Annotated in this window: 23 protein-coding genes; 19 read left to right on the top strand and 4 right to left on the bottom strand. The window is 67.3% G+C overall.

Annotated features, from left to right (window positions below; all coding sequences use genetic code 11):
- Window positions 1-106 precede the first annotated feature (106 nt).
- Window positions 107-1,069 (bottom strand): glycine--tRNA ligase subunit alpha, encoded by a 963-nt coding sequence (locus tag SGRAN_RS09200; protein ID WP_067182853.1) that lies wholly within the window; start codon window positions 1,067-1,069, stop codon window positions 107-109.
- Window positions 1,070-1,260: 191 nt separating this feature from the next.
- On the opposite strand from SGRAN_RS09200, the gene SGRAN_RS09195 reads away from it, so the two are divergent.
- The 11 genes from SGRAN_RS09195 to SGRAN_RS09145 all read left to right on the top strand — a co-directional run bounded on the left by SGRAN_RS09195 (window position 1,261) and on the right by SGRAN_RS09145 (window position 9,036).
- Window positions 1,261-1,605, top strand: a complete 345-nt coding sequence (locus SGRAN_RS09195; RefSeq protein WP_067182851.1) for a UrcA family protein — start codon at window positions 1,261-1,263, stop codon at window positions 1,603-1,605.
- A gap of 42 nt (window positions 1,606-1,647) precedes the next feature.
- Complete coding sequence (locus SGRAN_RS09190) at window positions 1,648-1,860, top strand: helix-turn-helix transcriptional regulator (protein WP_067109053.1); 213 nt, start codon at window positions 1,648-1,650, stop codon at window positions 1,858-1,860.
- Window positions 1,853-2,290 carry a hypothetical protein gene (locus SGRAN_RS09185; RefSeq protein ID WP_148650844.1) on the top strand — a complete coding sequence of 146 codons (438 nt, stop codon included), beginning with the start codon at window positions 1,853-1,855 and terminating at the stop codon, window positions 2,288-2,290. Before SGRAN_RS09190 ends, SGRAN_RS09185 begins: the two co-directional genes overlap by 8 nt.
- Window positions 2,291-2,360: 70 nt before the next feature.
- Window positions 2,361-3,311, top strand: a complete 951-nt coding sequence (locus SGRAN_RS09180) for a TraB/GumN family protein (RefSeq protein ID WP_082737177.1) — start codon at window positions 2,361-2,363, stop codon at window positions 3,309-3,311.
- Window positions 3,312-3,313: 2 nt separating this feature from the next.
- Window positions 3,314-4,210, top strand: a complete 897-nt coding sequence (locus tag SGRAN_RS09175) for a TraB/GumN family protein (protein ID WP_067182846.1) — start codon at window positions 3,314-3,316, stop codon at window positions 4,208-4,210.
- Between the two features lie 309 nt (window positions 4,211-4,519).
- Window positions 4,520-5,149, top strand: coding sequence for a 50S ribosomal protein L25/general stress protein Ctc (locus SGRAN_RS09170; RefSeq protein ID WP_148650843.1), 630 nt, complete (start codon window positions 4,520-4,522; stop codon window positions 5,147-5,149).
- Window positions 5,150-5,364: 215 nt separating this feature from the next.
- Window positions 5,365-5,934 carry an aminoacyl-tRNA hydrolase gene (gene pth / locus SGRAN_RS09165; RefSeq protein ID WP_067182843.1) on the top strand — a complete coding sequence of 190 codons (570 nt, stop codon included), beginning with the start codon at window positions 5,365-5,367 and terminating at the stop codon, window positions 5,932-5,934.
- Window positions 5,931-6,341 (top strand): GNAT family acetyltransferase, encoded by a 411-nt coding sequence (locus tag SGRAN_RS09160; RefSeq protein WP_067182840.1) that lies wholly within the window; start codon window positions 5,931-5,933, stop codon window positions 6,339-6,341. Before pth ends, SGRAN_RS09160 begins: the two co-directional genes overlap by 4 nt.
- 79 nt (window positions 6,342-6,420) lie before the next feature.
- Window positions 6,421-7,416, top strand: coding sequence for an SDR family oxidoreductase (locus tag SGRAN_RS09155; RefSeq protein ID WP_067182837.1), 996 nt, complete (start codon window positions 6,421-6,423; stop codon window positions 7,414-7,416).
- A gap of 159 nt (window positions 7,417-7,575) precedes the next feature.
- Window positions 7,576-8,673, top strand: coding sequence for a redox-regulated ATPase YchF (gene ychF, locus SGRAN_RS09150; RefSeq protein WP_067182835.1), 1,098 nt, complete (start codon window positions 7,576-7,578; stop codon window positions 8,671-8,673).
- Between the two features lie 96 nt (window positions 8,674-8,769).
- A complete protein-coding gene (locus tag SGRAN_RS09145) occupies window positions 8,770-9,036 on the top strand; it encodes a GIY-YIG nuclease family protein (RefSeq protein WP_237233993.1) in 267 nt (88 codons plus the stop codon).
- A 51-nt stretch (window positions 9,037-9,087) separates the two neighbouring features.
- Here the strand turns inward: SGRAN_RS09145 and SGRAN_RS09140 are convergent, their stop codons facing one another.
- Window positions 9,088-9,501 (bottom strand): MerR family transcriptional regulator, encoded by a 414-nt coding sequence (locus SGRAN_RS09140; RefSeq protein WP_067182829.1) that lies wholly within the window; start codon window positions 9,499-9,501, stop codon window positions 9,088-9,090.
- A gap of 41 nt (window positions 9,502-9,542) precedes the next feature.
- On the opposite strand from SGRAN_RS09140, the gene SGRAN_RS09135 reads away from it, so the two are divergent.
- The 4 genes from SGRAN_RS09135 to SGRAN_RS09120 all read left to right on the top strand — a co-directional run bounded on the left by SGRAN_RS09135 (window position 9,543) and on the right by SGRAN_RS09120 (window position 14,811).
- A complete protein-coding gene (locus SGRAN_RS09135) occupies window positions 9,543-10,280 on the top strand; it encodes a glutaredoxin family protein (RefSeq protein ID WP_067182826.1) in 738 nt (245 codons plus the stop codon).
- Window positions 10,277-12,025 carry a copper resistance system multicopper oxidase gene (locus tag SGRAN_RS09130; protein WP_237233992.1) on the top strand — a complete coding sequence of 583 codons (1,749 nt, stop codon included), beginning with the start codon at window positions 10,277-10,279 and terminating at the stop codon, window positions 12,023-12,025. The genes SGRAN_RS09135 and SGRAN_RS09130 overlap by 4 nt, the downstream gene beginning before the upstream one ends.
- Complete coding sequence (locus SGRAN_RS09125) at window positions 12,022-13,143, top strand: copper resistance protein B (RefSeq protein WP_082737175.1); 1,122 nt, start codon at window positions 12,022-12,024, stop codon at window positions 13,141-13,143. Before SGRAN_RS09130 ends, SGRAN_RS09125 begins: the two co-directional genes overlap by 4 nt.
- A gap of 96 nt (window positions 13,144-13,239) precedes the next feature.
- Window positions 13,240-14,811, top strand: coding sequence for an alkaline phosphatase D family protein (locus tag SGRAN_RS09120; RefSeq protein ID WP_067182824.1), 1,572 nt, complete (start codon window positions 13,240-13,242; stop codon window positions 14,809-14,811).
- Between the two features lie 261 nt (window positions 14,812-15,072).
- On the opposite strand, the gene SGRAN_RS09115 is transcribed toward SGRAN_RS09120, so the two are convergent.
- Window positions 15,073-16,686, bottom strand: a complete 1,614-nt coding sequence (locus SGRAN_RS09115) for a M20/M25/M40 family metallo-hydrolase (protein WP_067186996.1) — start codon at window positions 16,684-16,686, stop codon at window positions 15,073-15,075.
- A gap of 136 nt (window positions 16,687-16,822) precedes the next feature.
- Between SGRAN_RS09115 and SGRAN_RS09110 the strand changes: the two genes are divergently transcribed.
- On the top strand, window positions 16,823-17,287 hold the full coding sequence (locus SGRAN_RS09110) for a MaoC family dehydratase (RefSeq protein ID WP_067182821.1): 465 nt from the start codon (window positions 16,823-16,825) through the stop codon (window positions 17,285-17,287).
- Between the two features lie 243 nt (window positions 17,288-17,530).
- Here the strand turns inward: SGRAN_RS09110 and mutL are convergent, their stop codons facing one another.
- Window positions 17,531-19,366: a DNA mismatch repair endonuclease MutL gene (gene mutL, locus SGRAN_RS09105; protein ID WP_067182818.1), complete on the bottom strand. Its 1,836-nt coding sequence runs from the start codon at window positions 19,364-19,366 to the stop codon at window positions 17,531-17,533.
- A gap of 195 nt (window positions 19,367-19,561) precedes the next feature.
- Between mutL and SGRAN_RS09100 the strand changes: the two genes are divergently transcribed.
- Genes SGRAN_RS09100 through SGRAN_RS09090 form a run of 3 tightly spaced genes read left to right on the top strand, consistent with a single transcriptional unit; the run spans window position 19,562 to window position 22,041 of the window.
- Window positions 19,562-20,608: a rod shape-determining protein gene (locus SGRAN_RS09100; protein WP_067182815.1), complete on the top strand. Its 1,047-nt coding sequence runs from the start codon at window positions 19,562-19,564 to the stop codon at window positions 20,606-20,608.
- A gap of 21 nt (window positions 20,609-20,629) precedes the next feature.
- Window positions 20,630-21,523: a rod shape-determining protein MreC gene (mreC, locus tag SGRAN_RS09095; RefSeq protein ID WP_067182813.1), complete on the top strand. Its 894-nt coding sequence runs from the start codon at window positions 20,630-20,632 to the stop codon at window positions 21,521-21,523.
- The gene (locus tag SGRAN_RS09090) at window positions 21,520-22,041 is read left to right on the top strand and encodes a rod shape-determining protein MreD (protein WP_067111828.1); all 522 of its coding nucleotides are present in this window, start codon (window positions 21,520-21,522) and stop codon (window positions 22,039-22,041) included. Before mreC ends, SGRAN_RS09090 begins: the two co-directional genes overlap by 4 nt.
- The last annotated feature ends 5 nt before the right edge of the window (window positions 22,042-22,046 follow it).

Raw genomic sequence — 22,046 nt, 5'->3', positions numbered from 1 at the left:
CGACTTTCGCCCGAAGGCGAAAGTTTATCCTGAGCGCCGCCGCAGGCGGCGTCGAAGGGCTCGACACGAACGGAAAGAGAGGGCGTGACACGATTTGCGGCGCGCATCACAACACCCACCCCGGATAGGCTGCGGTCCAGCGGTCGGACTGGCTGTCGATCCACGCCTTGCAGCTTCCCTTGGCGAGATCGCGGACGCGGGCCATGTAGTTGGCGCGTTCCTGCACGCTGATGACGCCGCGCGCCTGGAGCAGGTTGAAAAGATGGCTCGCCTCGATCGCCTGATCGTAGGCGGCGAGCGGAACCTGTGCGGCGATCGCGCGCTCGCATTCGGCCTCGGCCGCCTTGAAGCCCGCGAACAGCGTGTCGGTGTCGGCAACCTCGAAATTCCATTTCGAGAATTGCCGCTCATTCTCGAGGAACACGTCGCCGTAGCTGACCCCCGGCACGTCGCCGACCGGGTCGGAGAAGCGCAGGTCGTACACATTGTCGACGCCCTGGATATACATGGCGAGGCGTTCGAGCCCGTAGGTCAGTTCGCCCGCGACCGGCTTGCAGTCATAGCCGCCCATCTGCTGGAAATAGGTGAACTGCGACACCTCCATCCCGTCGCACCATACTTCCCAGCCGAGTCCCCATGCGCCCAGAGTCGGCGATTCCCAATCGTCCTCGACGAAGCGGATGTCGTGGAGCAGCGGGTCGATGCCGATCGCGGCGAGGCTGCCGAGATACTGGTCCTGAATGTCGGCGGGCGACGGCTTCAGGATCACCTGATACTGGTAATAATGCTGAAGGCGGTTGGGATTCTCGCCGTAGCGGCCATCGGTCGGGCGGCGGCTCGGCTGGACATAGGCGACATTCCACGGCTCCGGCCCCAGGCTGCGCAGCGTCGTCGCCGGGTGAAAGGTCCCCGCCCCGACGCGCATGTCATAGGGCTGAAGGATCGCACAGCCGCGCGCACCCCAATAGGCATGCAGGGTCAGGATCACGTCCTGAAAGCTGAGGGGTCGCTTCGCTTCGGCGTCGGCCACGGCCGCATTTCCTTCGCAGGTGCAAAATCGCCGCCGCATTGGCGCAGCAGCGGCGCAGGGTCAAGGCTCCGCTCCCGATCGGCACGGAGGAAAATCACCAGCCGTGTCAGGCTCACCGAACTTTTTGTCATGTTTTATTGATATAGTCAGCGAATCGCGACATATAGTCATGGAAACCTGACAAAACGACAGGCCAACATGACTGTCACTTCGATGAAGGAACCGATGCCATGACGACTCGCGCCGCCATCCTCGCCCTGACGCTCGCCCTCGGCGGCTCGCCCGCCTTTGCCGCGAGCGCCGATGCCGATACCGGCCGCATCGCGGTCCGCACCGCTGACCTCGACCTCGCTTCGGCGCGGGGCCGGACGCAGCTCGACGCGCGGCTGAAAAGCGCGGCGCGCCAATTGTGCCGCACGGGTCTGCGCAGCGTCGCCGACCGCGCGATCGAGGCACAGTGCATCGCCGAGACGGTCGCCGGCGCGCAACCGCAAGCGGCGAACGCCGTTGCGCAGGCCGCAAGGGGCGAAGCGCAGATGGCGCTGATGATGGTGGCGTTGTCGCCGCGCGCATGAGATGGCGGCTGCTTGGCGGCACGACGAGCCCTGGAGGCGCCGATGAACAACAAGTTGAAGATATTGCGCGCGATGCGCAACTGGAGCCAGGCCGAACTGGCCGAGCGGCTCGATGTCTCGCGGCAGGCGGTCAATGCGATCGAAACGGGCAAATACGACCCGTCGCTGCCGCTCGCCTTCAAGCTGGCACGCCTGTTCGGCATGCCGATCGAGGAAATCTTCGACGATGGCCAGAAAGGACATGCCGATGACTGATGCAGAAACTCCGCGCACGCGCCGCCCGATGTCGCCGCGCCGTCGTCGCTATTGGACGTCACTGGGCTTTGCCGCGCTGATCGGCGGGCTTATCGGCGGCTGGCTCGTGGTCGATCAGCCCAAAGGGCGCGGCCTGACCGAGATGCTCGCGACCGGCTCGCTCACCCCCGGCTTCGCGATCGCGGCCGCGCTTTGCTGGACGATCGGGCTCGCGATCGCGATGATCCTCTATCACCGCGCGATCGACGATCATGAGGAGCATGCCTGGCTGTGGGCGAGCACGGCGGGATGGTATGCCCTGATATTTCCCGCGCCCGTGTGGTGGGTGCTGCACCGCGCCGGACTGGCACCGTCGCCCGACGCGATGCTGTTGTTCCTGCTGACGCTCGTCGTCAATGCGGTCGTCTATCTCTGGCTCAAATTCCGCTGACCCCGCCGCGCTTGCTTTCCCCATTTCCCTTGCGGCACATAGCCCCGAACGGATGAAAGGCTTTCCCCGAATGAAAAACCGAACGAAACCCTGGTTCAAGACGCTTGCCGCCGCGTGCGCGCTGCTTCCCCTCGCGCTTGGCTCGGCCGCCCCCCTTGCCTTCGCGCAGGTCAGCGAACCGGCTGCCGCCGCCCCAGCAGCGCCGGCCGAAACCCGCGCCGCGCCCGCGCTGTGGGTGGTGAAGGACGAGGATACGACGATCTACCTCTTCGGCTCGATCCACGTGCTGAAACCGGGGCTGAGCTGGTTCGACGGCGCGGTGAAGCAGGCCTTCGATGCCTCCGATTCGCTGATGCTCGAGGTCGTGCTGCCCGAGGACGAGATGGCGGCCGCCAAGGCGACGATCCCCCTCGCGCTCGACCAGAGCGGCAGGACGCTGTCGTCGCGGCTCGAACCCGATGCGCTGAAAGCCTATCAGGCGGCGCTCGCCGGGCTGGGCATCCCGCCGGCGCAGTTCGACGCGTTCAAGCCCTGGTTCGCCGCGGTCACACTGTCGGTGCTGCCGCTGACCAACCTCGGCTACGATCCCGAACAGGGCGCGGAAAAGACGCTGACGCGCGCGGCCAAGGCCGCCGGCAAGCCGGTCGAGGGTCTGGAGACGTTGGAGGAGCAGCTCGGTTTCTTCGACACGCTGCCGGAGGATCAGCAGGTCGCCTACCTCAACGCGACGGTCAAGGACATCGACCAGCTCGGCCCGACGATCGACAGACTTGTGACGCTGTGGGGCAACGGCGACCCCGATCAGCTTGCCGTGCTGATGAACGAAAGCATGACCACCACGCCCGAACTGGCGAAGATCCTGCTGGCCGACCGCAACGCGCGCTGGGCCGAGACGCTGCAGGCGCGCATGGAGCAACCCGGCACCCTGTTCGTCGCGGTCGGCGCCGGACACCTCGCCGGACCGCAGAGCGTGCAGACCTATCTCCAGCAACGCGGATTGGCCGCGACGCGGGTCGAATAGGGATGACGCGGCGCCGTTGGCATCGGCGCCGGGGCGGCCGCGCGGCGGCCGCCCTCGCCTTCCTGCTGTTCGTCGGGTGCGGTTCGGCCGAACCGCCGCGCGAGGCGCGACCCGCGATGTGGCTGGTCGCCGATCCCGATACGCGCATCTATCTGCTCGGCACGATGCACGCACTGCCCAGGGGGACCGATTGGGACGGCGGCAAGGTCGCCGAGGCGATGCGCGCCGCCGACGCGCTGGTGATGGAATTGTCGCCCGACGAACTGGCGGCGGCCGGGGCGGTCTTCGGACAGCTTGCGCCGCGCAGCGCGCCGCTTGCGATCGACCGGCGCCTGTCGGGCGAAGCGCTCGGCGGCTATCGCAGGCTGGAGGCGAAGGGCGGCGACTTCGGCGGCGACCGCCTCGACGACTGGGCGGTGATGGTGCTGATGGGCCAGCGCACTGCCGCGCTCGCGAAGCTATCGCCCGACGCCGGCGTCGAAGCCGGCCTGACCGCCGCTTTCCGCGACGCGGACAAACCGATCGGCGGGCTGGAGACCGCGAAGGCGCAACTGCTGCTGTTCGAGACGCTGCCGCCCGAGGCGCAGCGCACGCTGCTGGAGCGCGCCGCCAGCCGCGCGGACAGCGCGCCGCGCGAGGTCGGCGCGCTGGCCGACGCCTGGTCGCGCGGCGACGTCGCGGCGCTCGAAGCGGTCATCAATGCCGACGTCGAGGCGGTGCCCGCGGCGCGCAAGGCGATCCTGACCGACCGCAACCGGCGGTGGAGCGCGTGGGTGAAACGGCGGATGGACCGCCCCGGCACGCTGCTGGTCGCGGTCGGCGCGGGGCACCTGATCGGCCCCGAGGGCGTGCCCGCGCTGCTGGAGGCCGACGGTTTGACGGTGACGCGGGTGCAGTAGATCGCGGGGATTCGCGGCGGCGGCGATTCGGCTTGTAGGAATTCGGTACACCCTCCCCACCTGCGTCATGCTGAACTTGTTTCAGCATCCATGACCGGACCACGCGGCAAACGGCGACGTAAACCGGGAAGACAGACCATGGATGCTGAAACAAGTTCAGCATGACGAATGGTGAAGGTGCAAGACACGCCGCGCCATTTCGCGCCGACGGCTTGCCTTTTCGCCCTTTCCCCGTTATGCGCCCGCGCTTCCGTCATGGTCATCCCTGGAGGCGTGGCGGAGTGTGCAACCGTTTCTCGGAGAAATGATATGAGCGATCAGCTGACGCTGACGGCCGAGACGCGCGAACGTGCAGGCAAGGGAGCCTCACGCGAGCTGCGTCGTAATGGCCGCGTCCCCGCCGTCGTCTATGGCGGCAACGAAGACCCCCTGATGATCCACGTCGAGGAAAAGCTGCTGATGAAGCAGCTGATGACCGGCGTGTTCCTGAACTCGGTGGTGATGATCGAGGTGGGCGGCAAGACCATCCGCACCCTGCCCAAGGACGTCGCTTTCCATCCGGTCAAGGATCGTCCGATCCATGCCGACTTCCTGCGCGTGTCGAAGGACACCAAGGTGCAGGTCGGCGTCCCCGTGCTGTTCGTGAACGAGGAGAAGTCCCCGGGCCTGAAGCGCGGCGGCGTGCTGAATGTCGTGCGCCACGAACTGGAACTGATCTGCGAAGCGGACAAGATTCCCGACGACATCACGATCGACGTCACCGGCTTCGACGTCGGCGAATCGATCCATATCAGCCACGTCACCCTGCCGCAGGGCGTGGAAAGCGCGATCACCGACCGCGACTTCACCATCGCGACGATCGTCGCCCCGTCGGCGCTCAAGTCGAGCGACGGCGACACGACCAAGGATGAAGGCGAAGCCGCCGAAGGCGAAGCCTGACACCGACACTTCACCCCTCCCCCTTCCGGGGGAGGGGGCATATGCGAAGAGGCGGCGATTTCGGCGAAACGCCGCCTCTTCCCGCTTCGTCATGCTGAATTTGTTTCAGCATCCATGGTCCGACCTCTCCCTCTGCGCCGCGCCAGTTTCGAGGGCAGGCCATCGACCCTGAAACAGGTTCAGGGTGACAAGACAGGGAGTGAGGGGTTTTTGACATGCAGCTCTGGGTCGGCCTCGGCAATCCCGGTCCCCAATATGCGATGCATCGCCACAATGTCGGCTTCATGGCCGTCGACGTCATCGCCGACGCGCACGGATTCGCGGCGCCCGCGAAGAAATTCCAGGGCTGGGTGCAGGACGGCCGGATCGGTCGCCACCGCATCCTGCTGCTCAAGCCGTCGACCTTCATGAACGAAAGCGGCCGCAGCGTCCGCGCCGCGCTCGATTTCTACAAGCTGACGCCGCAGGACGTCACCGTCTTCTATGACGAACTCGACCTTGCGCCGATGAAGGTGAAGGTGAAGCGCGGCGGCGGCGCGGCGGGGCATAACGGCATCCGCAGCCTGATCCAGCATATCGGCGACGATTTCCGCCGCGTGCGCATCGGGATCGGCCATCCGGGGCACAAGGACCGGGTGACCGGTTATGTGCTGGGTCCTTACCACAAGAGCGAGATCGAGCCGCTGACCGACCTGCTGGGTGCAATCGCCGCCGAGGCGGGCGGCCTGGCGGACGGCGACGACGCGCGCTTCCTGAACGACCTCGCGCTGCGGTTGCAGGCGTGACCATCACTCGCGCGGCGACGGCGGCCGACCGCGATGCCGTCATCGCTATCTGGGAAATCTGCGCTCTCACACGTCCATGGAACGATCCGGCGGCGGATTTTCAGCGCGCGCTGGATCACGACGCCTCGACAATATTCGTCGCCGAACGAAGTGCGGAGATAATCGGCACCGCCATGACCGGCTTTGATGGGCATCGGGGCTGGATTTATTATCTGGGCGTCGCGCCGAACCGGCAGGGACAGGGCATTGCGCGCCGGTTGCTGGATGCCGCTTGCGAATGGCTCAGGCTTCGCGGTTGTCCCAAGGTCGAACTGATGCTTCGCGACGGCAATCCGGCATCGGGGCTCTACGAACATCTGGGGTGGGAACCGCAGGACGTCCGCGTGTTCGCCCGCTGGCTGACCTGATCCGCAAGGCCCCCGTCCCGGTCCGATTTTGCGCTTCGACGAAAGCCGTGCATGATGGCGCCCTGAAAGGAGCCTCCTCATGCCCGACCGCAATCGCCCCGCGCGCCGCGACCTGATCGCGGGCGCCGCCGCCCTCGCCGCCACGGCGCCCACTTTGCTCCATGCAGCAGCGCCCACCGCCCTGCCATCGCTGACGGGCCGCACCGTCCTGATCACCGGCACGTCGAGCGGATTCGGCCGGATCGGCGCGCTGCATTATGCCCGGCTCGGCGCGAAGGTGATCGCGACCATGCGCAACCTGCCGCGTCCCGAGGCGGACACGCTGGCGGCCGAAGCGGCGAAGGAAAAGCTCGACCTGCATATCGTCGAAATCGACGTGACGAGCGACGATTCGGTCGCCGCGGGCACCGCAAGCGCGCTCGAGGCCGCGGGCGGACGCATCGACACGCTGATCAACAATGCCGGGGTCGGCATCTCCGGCCCGATCGAGGTGCAGGACATGGAGGCGACGCACCTCGCCTTCAATACGAACGTCATCGGCATGCAGCGAATGATCCGCGCGCTGCTGCCGCAAATGCGCGCCGCCAGGGCCGGGCAGATCGTCAACATCTCCTCGCAGCTCGGCCGGGTGATCGTCCCCGGGGGCGGCCATTATTCGGCGACCAAGTTCGCGGTGGAGGCCTTGTCCGAACAGCTTGCCTATGAACTGGTACCGCACGGCATCGAGGTGACGATCATTCAGCCCGGCGGCTACCCCACCCGCGTCTGGCAGAACCGCAACGTCTATACCGGCGCGCTGAAGGAACGCAGCGATCCCGAGCGGCTGGCGGCCTATGAGCCCTTCACGCGCGGCATGGGGACCGAGGACGGCAGCGGACGCAGCGCCGACCCCGCCGACGTGCCGCGCGCGATTGCGGAGATCATGGCGATGCCCGCGGGCACGCGCCCGCTGCGCCGTGCGGTCCATCCGGGCCCCAAGCCGCAGGAGGCGATCAATCGCGTCGCGGCCGAGGTGCAGGTCGCATGGCTGGGCGGCAGCCCGCTGGGGCCGCTGATCCGTGCGGTCCACGACTGAGGATCGGCCCAGCGCCCTTCCCTGCCCCCTTCTTTCGCGCCCGTCCGGCACGAACCGACGGGCCGGGATCATCGCGCTCTGGAAAAAGCGATGCGAAACGGCTAGCGCGCCTGCCATCCGCGCCCGACCGGCGCCGAATATGATCGAAAGACGAGATTCATGGGTTTCAAATGCGGAATCGTCGGGCTGCCCAATGTCGGCAAGTCCACCCTGTTCAACGCGCTGACCGAGACGCAGGCGGCGCAGGCGGCGAACTATCCCTTCTGCACCATCGAGCCCAACATCGGCAATGTCGCGGTGCCCGACGACCGGCTCGACAAGCTGGCGGCGATCGCGGGTAGCCAGAAGATCATTCCGACACAGCTCGCCTTCGTCGACATCGCCGGCCTCGTGCGCGGGGCATCGAAGGGCGAAGGGCTGGGTAACCAGTTCCTCGGCAACATCCGCGAAGTCGATGCGATCGTCCACGTCCTGCGCTGTTTCGAGGATGACGACATCCAGCATGTCGAGAACAAGGTCGACCCCGTCGCCGACGCCGAGACGGTCGAGACCGAATTGCTGCTGTCCGACCTCGAAAGCCTCGAGAAGCGCGTCCCCGCCTTCCAGAAGAAGGCGACCGGCGGCGACAAGGAGGCCAAGGCCGCGGCCTCGGTGCTCGGCCAGGCGCTCGACCTGCTGCGCGCCGGCAAGCCCGCGCGACTGACCGAGCCGAAGGATCCCGAGGAAGAGCGCATCCTCCGCCAGGCGCAGCTTCTGACCACCAAGCCCGTCCTTTATGTCTGCAATGTCGAGGAAGCGAACGCCGCGACGGGCAACGCGCACAGCGACGCGGTGTTCGCGCGCGCGAAGGCCGAGGGCGCGCAGGCGGTGCTCGTCTCTGCCGCGATCGAGAGCGAACTGGTCGGTATGGAGGCCGAGGAGCGGATGCTGTTCCTCGAAGAGATGGGGCTGCACGAAACCGGTCTCGCGCGCGTGATCCGCGCCGGATACGAACTGCTCCACCTGCTGACCTTCTTTACCGTCGGGCCGAAGGAAGCGCGCGCCTGGACCGTCCACGCCGGCGCGACCGCGCCCGAGGCGGCGGGCGAGATTCACAGCGATTTCCAGAAGGGCTTCATCCGCGCCGAAACGATCGCCTTTGCCGACTATGTCGCGCTGGGCGGCGAGGCGAAGGCGCGCGAAGCAGGCAAGTTGCGCGCCGAGGGCAAAGGCTATGTCGTGCAGGACGGGGACGTGATGCACTTTCTGCATAGCTGACCGAACTGCGTCTCCAAAAACTCCGTCATTGCGAGGAGCGCAGCGACGAAGCAATCTCCAGCCATGCACCCCGACGCTCAGCCCGCAGTATATATCATGGCCAACCGAAAGGACGGCGTACTGTACACGGGCGTCACCTCGGATCTGATCGGCCGCACGTGGCAGCATCGGCAGAAGGCTAGCGGCTTTTCGGCACGCTACCGATGCGACAAGCTCGTCTGGTTCGAAATATATGACGACATGCTCTCGGCTATCGCTCGCGAGAAGCAGATCAAGGCGGGGTCGCGAGCCAGGAAAATCGCGCTGATCGAAGCCAAAAACCCCGGATGGCGCGACTTGTTTCCGGAACTGGCCGGCGGATAGGCTGACGGCTGGAGATTGCTTCGTCGCTGCGCTCCTCGCAATGACGGCGTATTATGGCTCGAACGCCGCCAGTATCGGGCATGGCCCGCGGCCGTCCCCGGCGTCGCTCGCCGCGCACTGGTCCGCGAGGCGGGCGAGTGCGGCGCGGGTTTCGGTCATCTGCGCGATCTTCCGATCGAGCGCGTCGATCCGCTGGCGCGCCAGCAGGCGTACGCGGGCGCGGTCGTTGCTTTCCTCGAGCGCGAGCAGTTCCGATATCTCGTCGAGCGTGAAGCCCGCCGCCTGCGCCGAGCGGATGAAGCGAAGGCGCCGCAGGTCGTCGGCGCCATAGCGGCGGATGCCGCCGCCCCAGCGCTCACCGCCGCTGCGCACCGGCGTCGCCATTAGGCCGCGCCGCTGGTAATAGCGCACCGTTTCGACCCCGACACCGCCCGCCGAGGCCAGTTTCCCGATCGTGAGCTGCATCGCTTGACTCCGTACCATGGTACGGACGGTATAGGAGCCGCATGACGAAACAGGCCATCCTCTATCGCATGGTCATGCCCGACCATATCTGCCCTTACGGGCTGAAAGCGAAGCATCTGCTGAAAAGCCGCGGCTTCGCGGTCGATGATCGCTGGCTGACGACGCGCGCCGAAACCGACGCCTTCAAGACCGAGCATGGCGTCAAGACAACCCCGCAGACCTTCATCGACGGGGTGCGCATCGGCGGTCACGACGATCTGCGGCGCCATTTCGGGCTGAAGGTCGCCGACCCCGACGCGACCAGCTACACGCCCGTGATCGCGCTGTTCGCGATGACCGCGCTGATGGCGCTTGCGACAAGCTTCGCGGCCTATGGCGACGCCTTCACGCTGCGCGCCGCCGAGTGGTTCGTCTCGTTCAGCATGATCGTGCTCGCGCTGCTGAAATTGCAGGATGTCGACAAGTTCGCGACCATGTTCCTGAACTACGACCTGCTGGCGCGCCGCTGGGTGCCCTATGCCAGCATCTATCCCTTTGCCGAGGGACTGGCCGGGGTGCTGATGACCGCGCATGCCCTGCCCTGGCTGTCGATTCCGGTCGCGCTGTTCATCGGCGGCATCGGCGCGGTGTCGGTGTTCAAGGCGGTCTATATCGACAGGCGATCGATCAAATGCGCCTGCGTCGGCGGCGGCAGCAAGGTGCCGCTGGGCTTCGTCTCGCTGACCGAGAATCTGGGCATGATCGCAATGGCGCTGTGGATGATCGGAACGCTGCCGTGATCGACGCCATCGGACGCCGCGCGCTGATCGCGGGGGGAGCCGCCGCGGCGCTGACCCCGTGGCTGCCGCTGTGGGCGAAGCCGGTTTCGGCCGGCCTGCCGACCGTCTCCGGCCCCGACGTCCGGCTGACGATCGCGCATCAGACGCTGGCGATCGACGGACGCGATCACCATGCGATCGGCATCAACGGCACCATCCCCGGTCCGCTGATCCGCCTGACCGAAGGCACGCAGGCGCGCCTTCACGTCACCAACCGGCTCGACGAGGACAGTTCGATCCACTGGCACGGCCTGATCCTGCCCTTCCACATGGACGGGGTGCCGGGGATCAGCTTTCCGGGTATCGCACCGGGGGCGACCTTCACCTATGAATTCCCGGTGCGGCAGGCCGGCACCTATTGGTATCACAGCCATTCGGGATTGCAGGAGCAGATGGGGCATTACGGCCCGATCGTCATCGATCCCGCCGGCGCCGACCCCGTCGCGCACGACCGCGAGCATGTGATCCTGCTGTCCGATTTCAGCCCGCTGCATCCGCACGCCATCTTCCGGAAGCTCAAGCAGATGGGCGGCTATTTCAACCACCGCAAGCAGACGCTTTCGGGCCTGCTGGCGGGGCGCGACCAGCCGCTGAAGGACCGGATCGCGTGGGGCGCGATGCGGATGGACCCGACCGACATCAGCGACGTCACCGCCGCCGCCTATCGCTATCTGGTCAACGGCCACGGCCCCGCCGACAATTGGACCGGGCTGTTCCGCGCCGGCGAGCGCGTGCGGCTGCGCATCATCAACGCCTCGGCGATGACGACCTTCAACATCCGCATTCCCGGCCTGCCGATGACCGTGGTGCAGGCCGACGGATGCAACGTCCGCCCGGTGACGGTCGACGAATTCCAGATCGGGGTCGCCGAGACCTATGACGTGATCGTCACGCCGGAGGACCGCGCCTATACGCTGGTCGGCGAGACATCCGACCGGTCGGGCATGGCGCGCGCGACTCTGGCCCCGCGCGCGGGCATGGCGGCCCCGGTCCCGGCGTTGCGCCCGCGACCGGTGCTGACCATGAAGGATATGGGAATGGGCGGCATGAACCATGGGGGGAACCATGGCGGCGGCCCGGCCTGCGCCCCCGAACATGCCGCAATGGGGCATTGCACGCCCGATGCGGCCGGCGGTCATGGCGGCGGCATGGATCACGGCATGCGCGACATGACGCTGGCCCCGACGGTCAGGGACACGCCGGCGGTGCAGAGCATCTCGCCGATGCCCGCGGATCGCACAGGCGAACCGGGTATCGGCCTCGAAGGAGTCGAGAGGGCGCTGACCTATCGCGATCTGATCGCGCTCGACCGCAATCCCGACACGCGCGCGCCGACGCGGCAGATGCAGATCCATCTGACCGGCAATATGGAACGCTATATGTGGGCGTTCGACGGGGTGAAGATGAACGAGGTCAAGGCACCGATCCCCTTCACGCAGGGCGAGCGGGTGCGCGTGACGCTGGTCAACGACACGATGATGACGCATCCGATCCACCTGCACGGCCATTTCTTCGAGCTCGTCACCGGCAAGGGCGACCATGCGCCGCGCAAGCATACGGTCAACGTGCAGCCCGGCGGCAAGCTGAGCTTCGACCTCACCGCCGATGCCTATGGTGACTGGGCCTTCCACTGCCACCTGCTCTATCACATGCACGCCGGAATGATGCAGGTGGTGACGGTGCGCCCGGCGGGGGATGCGGCATGAGCCTGCTCGCGATCCTGCTGATGGCGGCGCAGCATCCGGCCGCCGCCGCGCCCGCCTGCACGCCCGACCACGCGGCGATGGGGCATTGCACGATGGCGCCACCGCCCGAAAAGCCGGCGCCGGAAGAGCCTACGACCGCATGCTCCGCCGAGCATGCGGCGATGGGGCATTGCACGATGGACCCGGCGCCTCCGCGCCACGAACCGAACGCACCCGGCTGCACGGCGGAGCATGCTGCCATGGGGCACTGCACACTGGAAGCGCCGCCGCCGGTACCGGCGAAGCCCGCCGTCCCCTGCCCGCCCGAGCACGCCGCGATGGGCCATTGCCGGCCAGCCGAAGCCGCGCCGCCTTCTCCCATGACCCCCGACCAACCGGTGGGCGATGCACCCGCACCTCCCGCGCCGCGCGTCGATGCCGCCGACCGGCTGTTCGGCGCCGAGGCGATGGCGGGGCCGCGCGCGCGCCTTTATGCCGAGCATGGCGGCGGCCGCTTTTCGCGCATCATGGTCGACCGCGCCGAATGGCGGGCGCGCAAGGGCCACGATGGCTACGCCTGGGAGGCCGAGGGCTGGTTCGGCGGCGACATCGATCGGCTGGTGGTCAAGAGCGAGGGCGAAGGCGATTTCGGCGGCGCGGTCGAGGGGGCCGAGGTCCAGGCGCTGTGGAGCCGCGCCATCGGCCCCTATTTCAACCTGCAGGCGGGCGTCCGGCAGGACTTCGGCCCCGGCGCTTCGCCGACGCATGCCGTGATCGGCTTCGAAGGCCTCGCCCCCTATTGGTTCGAGATCGAGGGCGCGCTGTTCCTGTCGGACAAGGGCGACGCGGCGGCGCGGCTGGAGGCGAGCTACGACCAGCGCATCACCCAGCGGCTGATCGCGCAGCCGATGGCCGAAATCGAACTGGCCTTTCAAGACGTGCCCGAGCGTGCTGTCGGCGGCGGTCTGTCGGGCATCGAACTGGGCCTGCGCCTGCGCTATGAGGTCGCGCGCGAATTCGCGCCCTATGTCGGCATCGCCTGGGAACGCAAGCTCGGCCGCACCGCGCGGATCGCACGCGCCGCCGGTGAAAAGGCCTCGCACCCCGCGTTCGTCGCGGGGGTTCACCTCTGGTTCTGAGAGCGGCCGGGCATCATGCACTCCTGTCATTGAAGTCGCATCGGGCTCGGCTATCTGGCACTATCCGATTCGTCCTTCCCGTCCGCGGAGCCTGCCATGCTGAACCGCCGCCATTTCCTTGCCACCGCCACGCTTGCCGGACTGTCGGCCCCCGCGATCCTGCGCGCCGAGGCCGGCTTTTTCCGCGATTTTCCGTTCAGCCTCGGCGTCGCTGCGGGCGATCCGGCGAGCGACGGCTTCGTCATCTGGACCCGCCTCGCGCCCGAACCGATGGCGCCGCACGGCGGCATGCCGCTCGTCCCGGTGCCGGTCGAATGGGAGGTGGCGAGCGACGGCGGCTTTCGCGACGTCGTCGCGAAGGGCACCGAACTGGCGCGCCCGGAGCTCGGTCACAGCGTCCATGTCGAGGTCGCGGGCCTGCAGCCGGACCGCCCCTATTATTATCGCTTCGTCGCGGGCGGCGAGCGGAGCCTGCGCGGACGCGCCCGCACCCTTCCCGCCCCCGGCGCGCGCGCCGACGCGCTGAAATTCGGGGTCTGCGGCTGCCAGCATTATGAATCGGGCTTCTACGGCGCCTATCGCCACCTCGCGCGCGAGGACCTGGCCTTCGTCTATCATTATGGCGACTTCATCTACGAATATCAGCAGGACTATCTCTACGACAGCGGCCTGCCGATCCGCCCGGTGCGCAGATATGCGCTGCGCGGGCTGCAGGATTTGGGCGATTTCCGCACCGCCTATACCCAGACCTTGCTCGATATCGACATGCAGGCGGCGCGGTCGGCGCATGGCTTCATCTCGAGCTTCGACGACCACGAAATCCGCAACGACTGGGTATCGACCTTCGACGACTGGAAACTGGGGCTCGACGGCAACGACCCCGACGCGCCGCCGCCCGAGGTGTTCATGCTGCGCAAGCAGGCGGCGATGCAGGCGTGGTACGAGCATATGCCGGTGCGCCGGGCGCTGCTGCCGCGCGGCGGCATGGTCGCGGCGCATCGTGAGCTGCGCTATGGCGACCTGATGGCGATGCAGGTGCTCGACACGCGCCAGTATCGCGGCAACCAGCCGTGCGGCGACGGCTTCAAGCCTGCCTGTCCCGACGTCTATGCGAAGGATGCGCAGGTGCTCGGCAAGGCGCAGGAGGAATGGCTTGCGCGCAACCTCGCCAAGGGCGGCGCGACGTGGAACACGATCGCGCAGCAGGTGACGATGATGTCGCTCGACCGCCGCCGCCGGCCCGACGAGCCCGAGAAGATCATCAACATCGACAGCTGGGCGGGCTATGAAGCGCCGCGCGAGCGCATCCTGTCGCGCTTTGCGGGATTGAAGAACTGCGTCGTGCTGACGGGCGACGAGCACCAGAATTTCTGCGGCGACCTGGTGCTGAAGGACAAGGTGGTCGCGGCCGAGTTCGTCGGCACCTCGATCTCCAGCGGCGGCGACGGCAGCGACAAGCGCGCCGGGACCGACGAATGGCTGGCGCGCAACCCCGAGTTGAAATTCGCCAACGACCAGCGCGGCTATCTGGTCTGCGAGGTCGGCCGCGAGGCGTGGCAGACGCATTTCATGGTCGTCGACAAGGTGACGACGCCGGTGAACACGCTGTCGAAACGCGCGACCGGCGTGGTCGAGAACGGCCGGCCCGGGATCACCATGTCGGCTTAGAGCGACGTGCCTGAAATCTGACACACCCTCTCAGCCGTTCGGGCTGAGCTTGTCGAAGCACCGTTCTACTTCTTCTTGCGGCGCCTGACAGAAAGAACGGCCCCCTTCGACTGCCTTGCAGGCGCTCAGGACAGGCTTCGACAAGCTCAGGGCAAACGGTGCATATTTAAGGCACGGATGCTCTAAAGGCCAAATCCGGTTCTCTTTTCCGTTCGTGTCGAGCGAAGTCGAGACACGAACGGAAAAGAGGCGGCTGCGATCCTATTGATCCGGGTCCTTGTACTGGAACGGGTCATAGGGGGCCGGCTGCGACGGGACCGGGAAGCGCGGCAGCGTCTTGTCGCTGTTCGCCGATGCCAGCAGCATCCCCGCCATCACCACCGACGCCTGGCGCAGATCGTCGGCCTTCAGATGATCGAAGGTATCGGCGCTGCTGTGATGCGTGCGCGAGCCGTAATCGAGCGGGTCCTGGATGAACTGGAAGCCCGGCACGCCGACCGATTGCATATAGACATGGTCGGTGCCGCCGGTGGGCGCCGCAACGACCTTTCCGGCGCCCATGCTGGCGAAGGGCGCGAGCCACGCCTGGAGCAGCGGAACCGCGGCGACATTGCCCTCGGCATAAACGCCGCGCAGCTTGCCCGAGCCATTGTCCATGTTGAAATAGGCCTTGAGGTCGCCGTAGCCGGGCCGCGGCGTCACCGGATAGCGGTTCGGCCACCCGTAATAGAGCGCGTTGCCGTCCTCGCCCTCGGTCGGGCCGGGGCGCGTCGCCAGATGCTTGTCGACATAGGCGAGGCTGCCGAGCAGCCCCTGCTCCTCGCCCGTCCACAGCACGAAGCGGATCGTCCGCTTCGGCCGGACGCCCAGCGTCTTGAGGATGCGCGCCGCCTCCATCACCACCGCGCTGCCCGCGGCATTGTCGGTCGCGCCGTCGCCCGCGACCCAGCTGTCGAAATGCGCGCCCGCCATCACATAACCGGCCTTCGGATCGCTGCCCGGGATGTCGGCGATGATGTTGTACGCCTTCGTGTCGCTGTCGTCGAAGCGGACGTTGCTGTCGATCGAAAGCTGCGGCGCCGGGCCCGACTTGGCGAGGCGCGCGAGGCGGCGATAATCCTCCGCCGCCAGTTCGACACCGGGCAGCGACAGCGTGTGGCCGACGCGATAGTTATAGCCCTCGCCATGCACCAGCTTGCCGTCGCGGTACGACTGCCGAACCCAGGCGACCGCCCCTTCGGCCTTGAGGAAGGCGTCGAGCTTTTCGGCGAAGCTGACGCGTTCGAGGCGCTTGTTGATCGCGTCGGGATCATATTTCGGCTGGCGATAGGCGTCGAGCTTCTCGAAATCCTCGCCGCCAAGGCGCCGGAAGGGGGCTTTTTCAGGCTCGTCGCCGGTGCCGGGGAGCGTGACGAGCACGATCTTGCCGGCCAGCTTGCCCTTCCATTCGGCGAAATGCTCTTCCTTGCTCATCGGTGCGACGACGATCGGCGCGGTGATCGCGCCGCCGGTCGAAGGGGTCCAGGCGATCGGAATCGCCGTCAGCGCAAGCGGTCGCGGCGCCGTCATCCGCACGTCGACCGACAGGATTTCCCAACCGCGGCCGAACTCGAACCCCTCGCGGCGGACATTGGCGAGACCCCAGCCGGCGAAACGGTCGATCGCCCATTGCTCGGCGCGGCGCATCGCGGGCGAATTGGTGAGGCGCGGACCCAGCCCGTCGGTCATCTCCTGCGCGATGCGCATCACCTGGCTGTGGTTGAAGCCCTGGTCGATGATCGCGTTGGTGTCGGCGTCGTCCGCCTTCTGTCCTGCCGCAGGCACCGCGACGAACGCCGCCCCCGCCATCGCCATGGCGATCCAAGTCCTTCTCATGATCGGAAATTCCCCTTCGTTGCCGTTGCAACCGGATGCACCATGCGCGCGGTGCAAATCAAGGCGCAATCCGCCCGGCCGGTCGGCGACGACAAGCCCCTTGCCTCGCCCGCGCCTTTCCGCGCATAGGCGCGCCATGCTTTATTACGAGGACATAGCGGTCGGGAAGATTCAGCGCTTCGGCAGCAAGCTGGTGACGCGCGAGGAAGTCGTCGATTTTGCGAGCCGATACGACCCGCAGCCTTTTCACCTCGACGACGAGGCGGCGGCGCAGACCTATTTCGGCCGTCTGTCGGCGAGCGGCTGGCACACCGGTGCGATGGCGATGCGGATGATGGTCGATCACATGAAGGCACACGAACAGGCCGGGCTCGGCTCTCCCGGCATCGACGAACTGCGCTGGCTGAAGCCCGTCTATCCCGGCGATACGCTGCGCTGCGAGATGGAGGTGGTCGAAAAGCGCCGCTCTGCGAAGCGGCCCGACATGGGTATCCTGTCCTCGAAGCTCACGGTGCTCAACCAGCATGACGAGCCGGTGATGACGATGCGCTCCGCAGGTCTGATTCGCGTCCGGGACGCGGCGGGCAACGGACAAGCGTAAACCCCGCCCTATTTGCGTGACCGTCGAAATCGACCGGGAACGCGCCGGCGAAGCGGCGCGATCGTCGGCTGCACGTCCTGAAAAAACATGTCAGATCACCCATTTGGGGTATGACACCCACGGCAAATGCGGCGATGGAGCCCTCAACCCTCTGCGACCCGAGGGTGACGGTCACAGATCGTCGAGGGGCGGGAAGCCAGCGGCTTTCCGCCCCTTTCATTCGGCGGCGATATCGTCCCGCCCCTATTTCCGGCCGAACAGTTTTTCGACGTCGTCCATCGCCAGTTTCACCCAGGTCGGACGACCGTGGTTGCACTGGCCCGAATGCGGCGTCACCTCCATCTGGCGGAGCAGCGCGTTCATCTCCGCGACCGCCAGCGTCCGGCCGGCGCGGACCGAACCGTGGCAGGCCATCGTCGCCGCGACCAGCTCCAGCTTTTCCGAAAGGCCGAGTGCGGCGTCATAGCCCGCGAGATCGTCGGCGATGTCGGTGACGAGCTTGCGGCAGTCGATCGTTCCCAGCATCGCGGGGGTCGCGCGCACCATCACCGCCGTGGGACCGAAGCGTTCGAGTTCGACGCCCAGCGCCGCAAGCTGCGGCGACGCCGCTTCGAGCCGGTCGCAGGCGGGTTCGTCGAGTTCGACCACTTCGGGCAGCAGCAGCCCTTGCGACGCGACGCCCTGTCCCGCCATGCCGCGGCGCAGCGTCTCGAGCACCAGGCGCTCGTGTGCGGCATGCTGATCGACGATGACCAGCCCATCCTCGGCCTCTGCGACGATATAGGTTTTCGCAATCTGCCCGCGCGCGATTCCGAGTGGGTGCGCCCCGGCCGCGGGCGGCGGCGCCTCGGCGACCTCGGCGCGGCCCGCGATGGGTGCGGCGGCGCCCGAGAAGGGCGTCAGCCGGTCATAGACGCGCGCGACGTCCTCGGCCGGCGGCGGGGCATCGGCGCCGAACAGATGCACGGCGGGCTCGGTGCGATGGCCGAACAGGAAACCCGTCATCGGCTGTTCCATTGCCGGATGGGGCATCGATGCGACCGGTTCCTGCCGCCACGCGGCGAGCGCCGCCTCGGCCGGGCGCTGGACGCTGCGGAAGCCATGCTCGTCGAGCGCGCGCCGCAGGCCGCCGACGATCATCCCGCGCACCAGTTGCGGGTCGCGGAAACGCACCTCGGTCTTGGCGGGGTGGACGTTGACGTCGACCTCCCCGGTCGGCAGGTCTAGGAACAATGCGACGACCGGATGGCGGTCGCGCGCGAGCAGGTCGGCATAGGCGCCGCGCAGCGCCCCGACGAGCAGCCGGTCCTTCACCGGCCGGCCGTTGACAAACAGATATTGATGATCGGCGATGCCGCGATTGTAGGTCGGCAGGCTGATGACGCCGCCCAGATGCACCTCGCCGCGATCGAGATCAACGCCGATGCTGTTGTCCGCCAGCTCGCGGCTGGTCAGCGCCGCGACGCGCGCGAGCCGGTCCTGCCCGCCCTGCACGTCGAGCACCCGGCGTCCGTCGTGCTCGACCGTGAAGCCGATGTCGGGCCGCGCCATCGCGAGCCTTTTCACCCCGTCGAGGCAGCTTGCATATTCGCTACGCGCGCTGCGCAGGAACTTGCGCCGCGCCGGGACGCGGGCGAACAGGTCTTCGACCACGACGCGCGTGCCCTTCGCCAGTGCCGCCGGCCCCTCGCCCGCCAGCGCGCCATTGTCGACCACCCGCCGCCAGCCGTCGCCGCCCGCGACCCGGCTTTCGAGCGTCATGCGGGCGACGCTGGCGATCGAAGGCAGCGCCTCGCCGCGAAAGCCGAGCGTCGTGACATCCTCGATCGCGTCGCCCGGCAGCTTCGACGTCGCGTGGCGTTCGAGCGCCAGCGCCATCTCCGCCGGGGTCATCCCGCAGCCGTCGTCCTCGACCTCCAGCCGCGCGATCCCGCCCTCGGCGATTCGCACCGAAATGCGGGTCGCGCCCGAGTCGATGGCGTTTTCAACCAGTTCTTTCAGCGCCGCAGCCGGTCTTTCGACCACTTCACCGGCCGCGATCCGATTTACGAGCTTTTCCGGCAGGCGGCGTATTGACATGACCGCTCTCCTAGCGCAGTCGGACGCAAATCGCGACCCATCCGCACAGTCCTATCGCTCCATCCAGCCAGCCCTCCTTTGGTCGAGCCGGAATCTCCCTCTGATATGGTCTTGGCTGCGGGCGGACAAGCGGCGAGAATGGCGACAGGGGCGCCCCCGTCCGGGGGAGCGGCTTCGATGGCAGGAACAGTATAGATGTCCTTCTTTTCCCGGTTTCTGAAATTCAATTCCCAAGACATGGCGATCGACCTCGGCACGGCGAACACCGTCGTCTATGTGCGCGGAAAGGGCATCGTTCTCAACGAACCCTCGGTCGTCGCGGTCGAGACGCTGAACGGCATCAAGCGGGTAAAGGCGGTCGGCGACGACGCCAAGCTGATGATGGGCAAGACACCCGACACGATCGAGGCGATTCGCCCGCTGCGCGACGGCGTGATCGCCGATATCGACGTCGCCGAGCAGATGATCAAGCATTTCATCACCAAGGTCCACGGCGGCAAGCCCAACGCCTTTCGCAGCCCCGAAATCGTGATCTGCGTGCCGTCGGGCTCGACGAGCGTCGAGCGCCGCGCGATCCGCGACGCCGCGTCGAACGCGGGGGCCAGCCAGGTCTGGCTGATCGAGGAACCGATGGCGGCCGCGATCGGCGCCGACATGCCCGTCACCGAGCCGATCGGGTCGATGGTGGTCGACATCGGCGGCGGCACGACCGAGGTCGCGGTGCTGTCGCTGCGCGGCCTCGCCTACACCACCTCGGTCCGCGCCGGGGGCGACAAGATGGACGAGGCGATCGTCTCCTACGTCCGCCGCCACCACAATCTGCTGATCGGCGAATCGACCGCCGAGCGGATCAAGAAGGATTTCGGCATCGCGCGCATTCCGTCGGACGGCGTCGGGCTGACGATCCACATCAAGGGCCGCGACCTCGTCAACGGCGTGCCCAAGGAAATCTCGATCAACCAGGCGCAGATCGCCGAAGCGCTGTCCGAACCGATCGGCACGATCGTCGAGGGCGTGCGCATCGCGCTGGAAAATACCGCGCCCGAACTCGCGGCCGACATCGTCGACCAGGGTATCGTGCTGACGGGCGGCGGTGCGCTGATCGCCGAACTCGACGAACTGCTGCGCGACGCGACCGGCCTGCCGGTGACGGTCGCCGAGGATCCGCTGACCTGCGTCGCGATCGGCACCGGCCGCGCGATGGAGGACCCCGCCTTCCGCGGCGTGCTGCAGCAAGCCTGATCGAACGGTAGAGGTTCCCCCATGGTCCGCCCGGCACATCGACGTCCGGGGCAATCCCGAAAGGCCCAGTACGGCCTGTTCGCGGCCTATGTCATTGCGGTGACGGGGGCGGTGGCGGGCCTGTTGCTCGCGATCCTGTCGGTGGTCGATCCCGTCGGCTTTACCACGCTTCGCGTGGCGAGCCATGAGGTCGCCGCGCCCATCGCGCGCGTCACCCGGTCGGTCACGGGGTCGATCTCTGGCATCGACGACGCGGTCTCCGCCTATGTCGGCGCGGGATCGCAGAATCGGCGGCTGCGCAAGGAACTGGCGGAGACGCGGCGTAAGCTGGTCGCGACGTCCTCGCTCGAAGAGGAGAACCGCCAACTCAAGGCGTTGCTCCAGTTGCAGCAGACCGACAAGGCGGCGCTCGCGCACGGCTATCTGCTCACCTCGACCTCGACCAGCAGCCGACGCCTCGCGCTGCTCAGCATCGGCCGCAACGTCGGGGTCGCGGCGGGGCAGCCGGTGCGCGGCGCCGACGGGCTGATCGGGCGCGTGCTCACCGCCGGACCGTCGGTGTCGCAGGTGCTGCTGCTGACCGACGTCGACAATGTCGTGCCCGTCCGCCGCGCGCGCGACGGCCTGCCCGCGCTCGCCAACGGGCGCGGCAACGGCGATCTCGACATCCGCACGCTCAACATCGCGAACAACCCGTTCAAGCCGGGCGACATCCTCGTCACCTCGGGCACCGGCGGCCTCTATCCGCCCAACATCCCGGTCGCGATCGTCGTACGGCGGCAGGATGACGGCGCGCTCGCACGGCCGCTCGCCGACCCGGCGAAGGTCGATGCGGTCGCGGTGTTGCGGCCCTATACCCCCGACAATCTGGAAGCGCGGGCGGCGCCCGCGGCGCCCCCCGCCGGAACGCCATGAACCGCGCCGGACCGCGCCTTGGCGAGCCGGCGTCGCTCTGGCGGATGCGGATCGTGCCGATCGCGAGCGTGATGCTCGCCTCGGCGCTGCCGCTGATGCTGCCGCTCGTCGCCAGCTCGCCCGTGCTTCCCCCGATGGGGCTGCTCTTCTTCCTGTGCTGGCAATTGCTGCGCACCGAGATGTGGCCGGTGTGGATCGGCCTGCCGCTCGGGCTGTGGGACGACCTGTTCAGCGGCGCGCCGATCGGCACCGCGATCGGCCTGTGGACGCTCGCCAGCATCGCGATCCATTATTTCTCGCAGCGCATCTATTGGCGCGGCTTCTTTCACGACTGGGGCATCGCCGCGCTGCTCGCCGCCGCGGTCCAGGCGGCGGCGGCGCTGATCGCGCACCCGCACGCGCCGGCGGGGCACCTGCTGGGCCTCGTCGTGCCGCAGATCATCGTCTCGGCGCTGCTCGTGCCGCTGTTCCTGCGCCTGACCGGCGCGTTTGACAATTTCCGCCTGAAACGCCGATAACTCCC

The organism is Sphingopyxis granuli, from assembly GCF_001559015.1.
Taxonomy (GTDB): Bacteria; Pseudomonadota; Alphaproteobacteria; order Sphingomonadales; family Sphingomonadaceae; genus Sphingopyxis; species Sphingopyxis granuli.
This window is presented reverse-complemented; position numbering and strand designations above follow the sequence as displayed.

Coding starts and splice junctions, on each gene's coding strand:
- SGRAN_RS09170 (WP_148650843.1), top strand. CDS start 4,520: ATGAGCGATCAGCTGACGCTGACGGCCGAGACGCGCGAACGTGCAGGC.
- SGRAN_RS09190 (WP_067109053.1), top strand. CDS start 1,648: ATGAACAACAAGTTGAAGATATTGCGCGCGATGCGCAACTGGAGCCAG.
- SGRAN_RS09140 (WP_067182829.1), bottom strand. CDS start 9,501: ATGCAGCTCACGATCGGGAAACTGGCCTCGGCGGGCGGTGTCGGGGTC.
- SGRAN_RS09180 (WP_082737177.1), top strand. CDS start 2,361: ATGAAAAACCGAACGAAACCCTGGTTCAAGACGCTTGCCGCCGCGTGC.
- SGRAN_RS09145 (WP_237233993.1), top strand. CDS start 8,770: ATGGCCAACCGAAAGGACGGCGTACTGTACACGGGCGTCACCTCGGAT.
- SGRAN_RS09110 (WP_067182821.1), top strand. CDS start 16,823: ATGCTTTATTACGAGGACATAGCGGTCGGGAAGATTCAGCGCTTCGGC.
- SGRAN_RS09155 (WP_067182837.1), top strand. CDS start 6,421: ATGCCCGACCGCAATCGCCCCGCGCGCCGCGACCTGATCGCGGGCGCC.
- mreC (WP_067182813.1), top strand. CDS start 20,630: ATGGTCCGCCCGGCACATCGACGTCCGGGGCAATCCCGAAAGGCCCAG.
- SGRAN_RS09100 (WP_067182815.1), top strand. CDS start 19,562: ATGTCCTTCTTTTCCCGGTTTCTGAAATTCAATTCCCAAGACATGGCG.
- SGRAN_RS09120 (WP_067182824.1), top strand. CDS start 13,240: ATGCTGAACCGCCGCCATTTCCTTGCCACCGCCACGCTTGCCGGACTG.
- SGRAN_RS09135 (WP_067182826.1), top strand. CDS start 9,543: ATGACGAAACAGGCCATCCTCTATCGCATGGTCATGCCCGACCATATC.
- SGRAN_RS09175 (WP_067182846.1), top strand. CDS start 3,314: ATGACGCGGCGCCGTTGGCATCGGCGCCGGGGCGGCCGCGCGGCGGCC.
- SGRAN_RS09125 (WP_082737175.1), top strand. CDS start 12,022: ATGAGCCTGCTCGCGATCCTGCTGATGGCGGCGCAGCATCCGGCCGCC.
- SGRAN_RS09090 (WP_067111828.1), top strand. CDS start 21,520: ATGAACCGCGCCGGACCGCGCCTTGGCGAGCCGGCGTCGCTCTGGCGG.
- ychF (WP_067182835.1), top strand. CDS start 7,576: ATGGGTTTCAAATGCGGAATCGTCGGGCTGCCCAATGTCGGCAAGTCC.
- pth (WP_067182843.1), top strand. CDS start 5,365: ATGCAGCTCTGGGTCGGCCTCGGCAATCCCGGTCCCCAATATGCGATG.
- SGRAN_RS09185 (WP_148650844.1), top strand. CDS start 1,853: ATGACTGATGCAGAAACTCCGCGCACGCGCCGCCCGATGTCGCCGCGC.
- mutL (WP_067182818.1), bottom strand. CDS start 19,366: ATGTCAATACGCCGCCTGCCGGAAAAGCTCGTAAATCGGATCGCGGCC.
- SGRAN_RS09115 (WP_067186996.1), bottom strand. CDS start 16,686: ATGAGAAGGACTTGGATCGCCATGGCGATGGCGGGGGCGGCGTTCGTC.
- SGRAN_RS09200 (WP_067182853.1), bottom strand. CDS start 1,069: ATGCGGCGGCGATTTTGCACCTGCGAAGGAAATGCGGCCGTGGCCGAC.
- SGRAN_RS09195 (WP_067182851.1), top strand. CDS start 1,261: ATGACGACTCGCGCCGCCATCCTCGCCCTGACGCTCGCCCTCGGCGGC.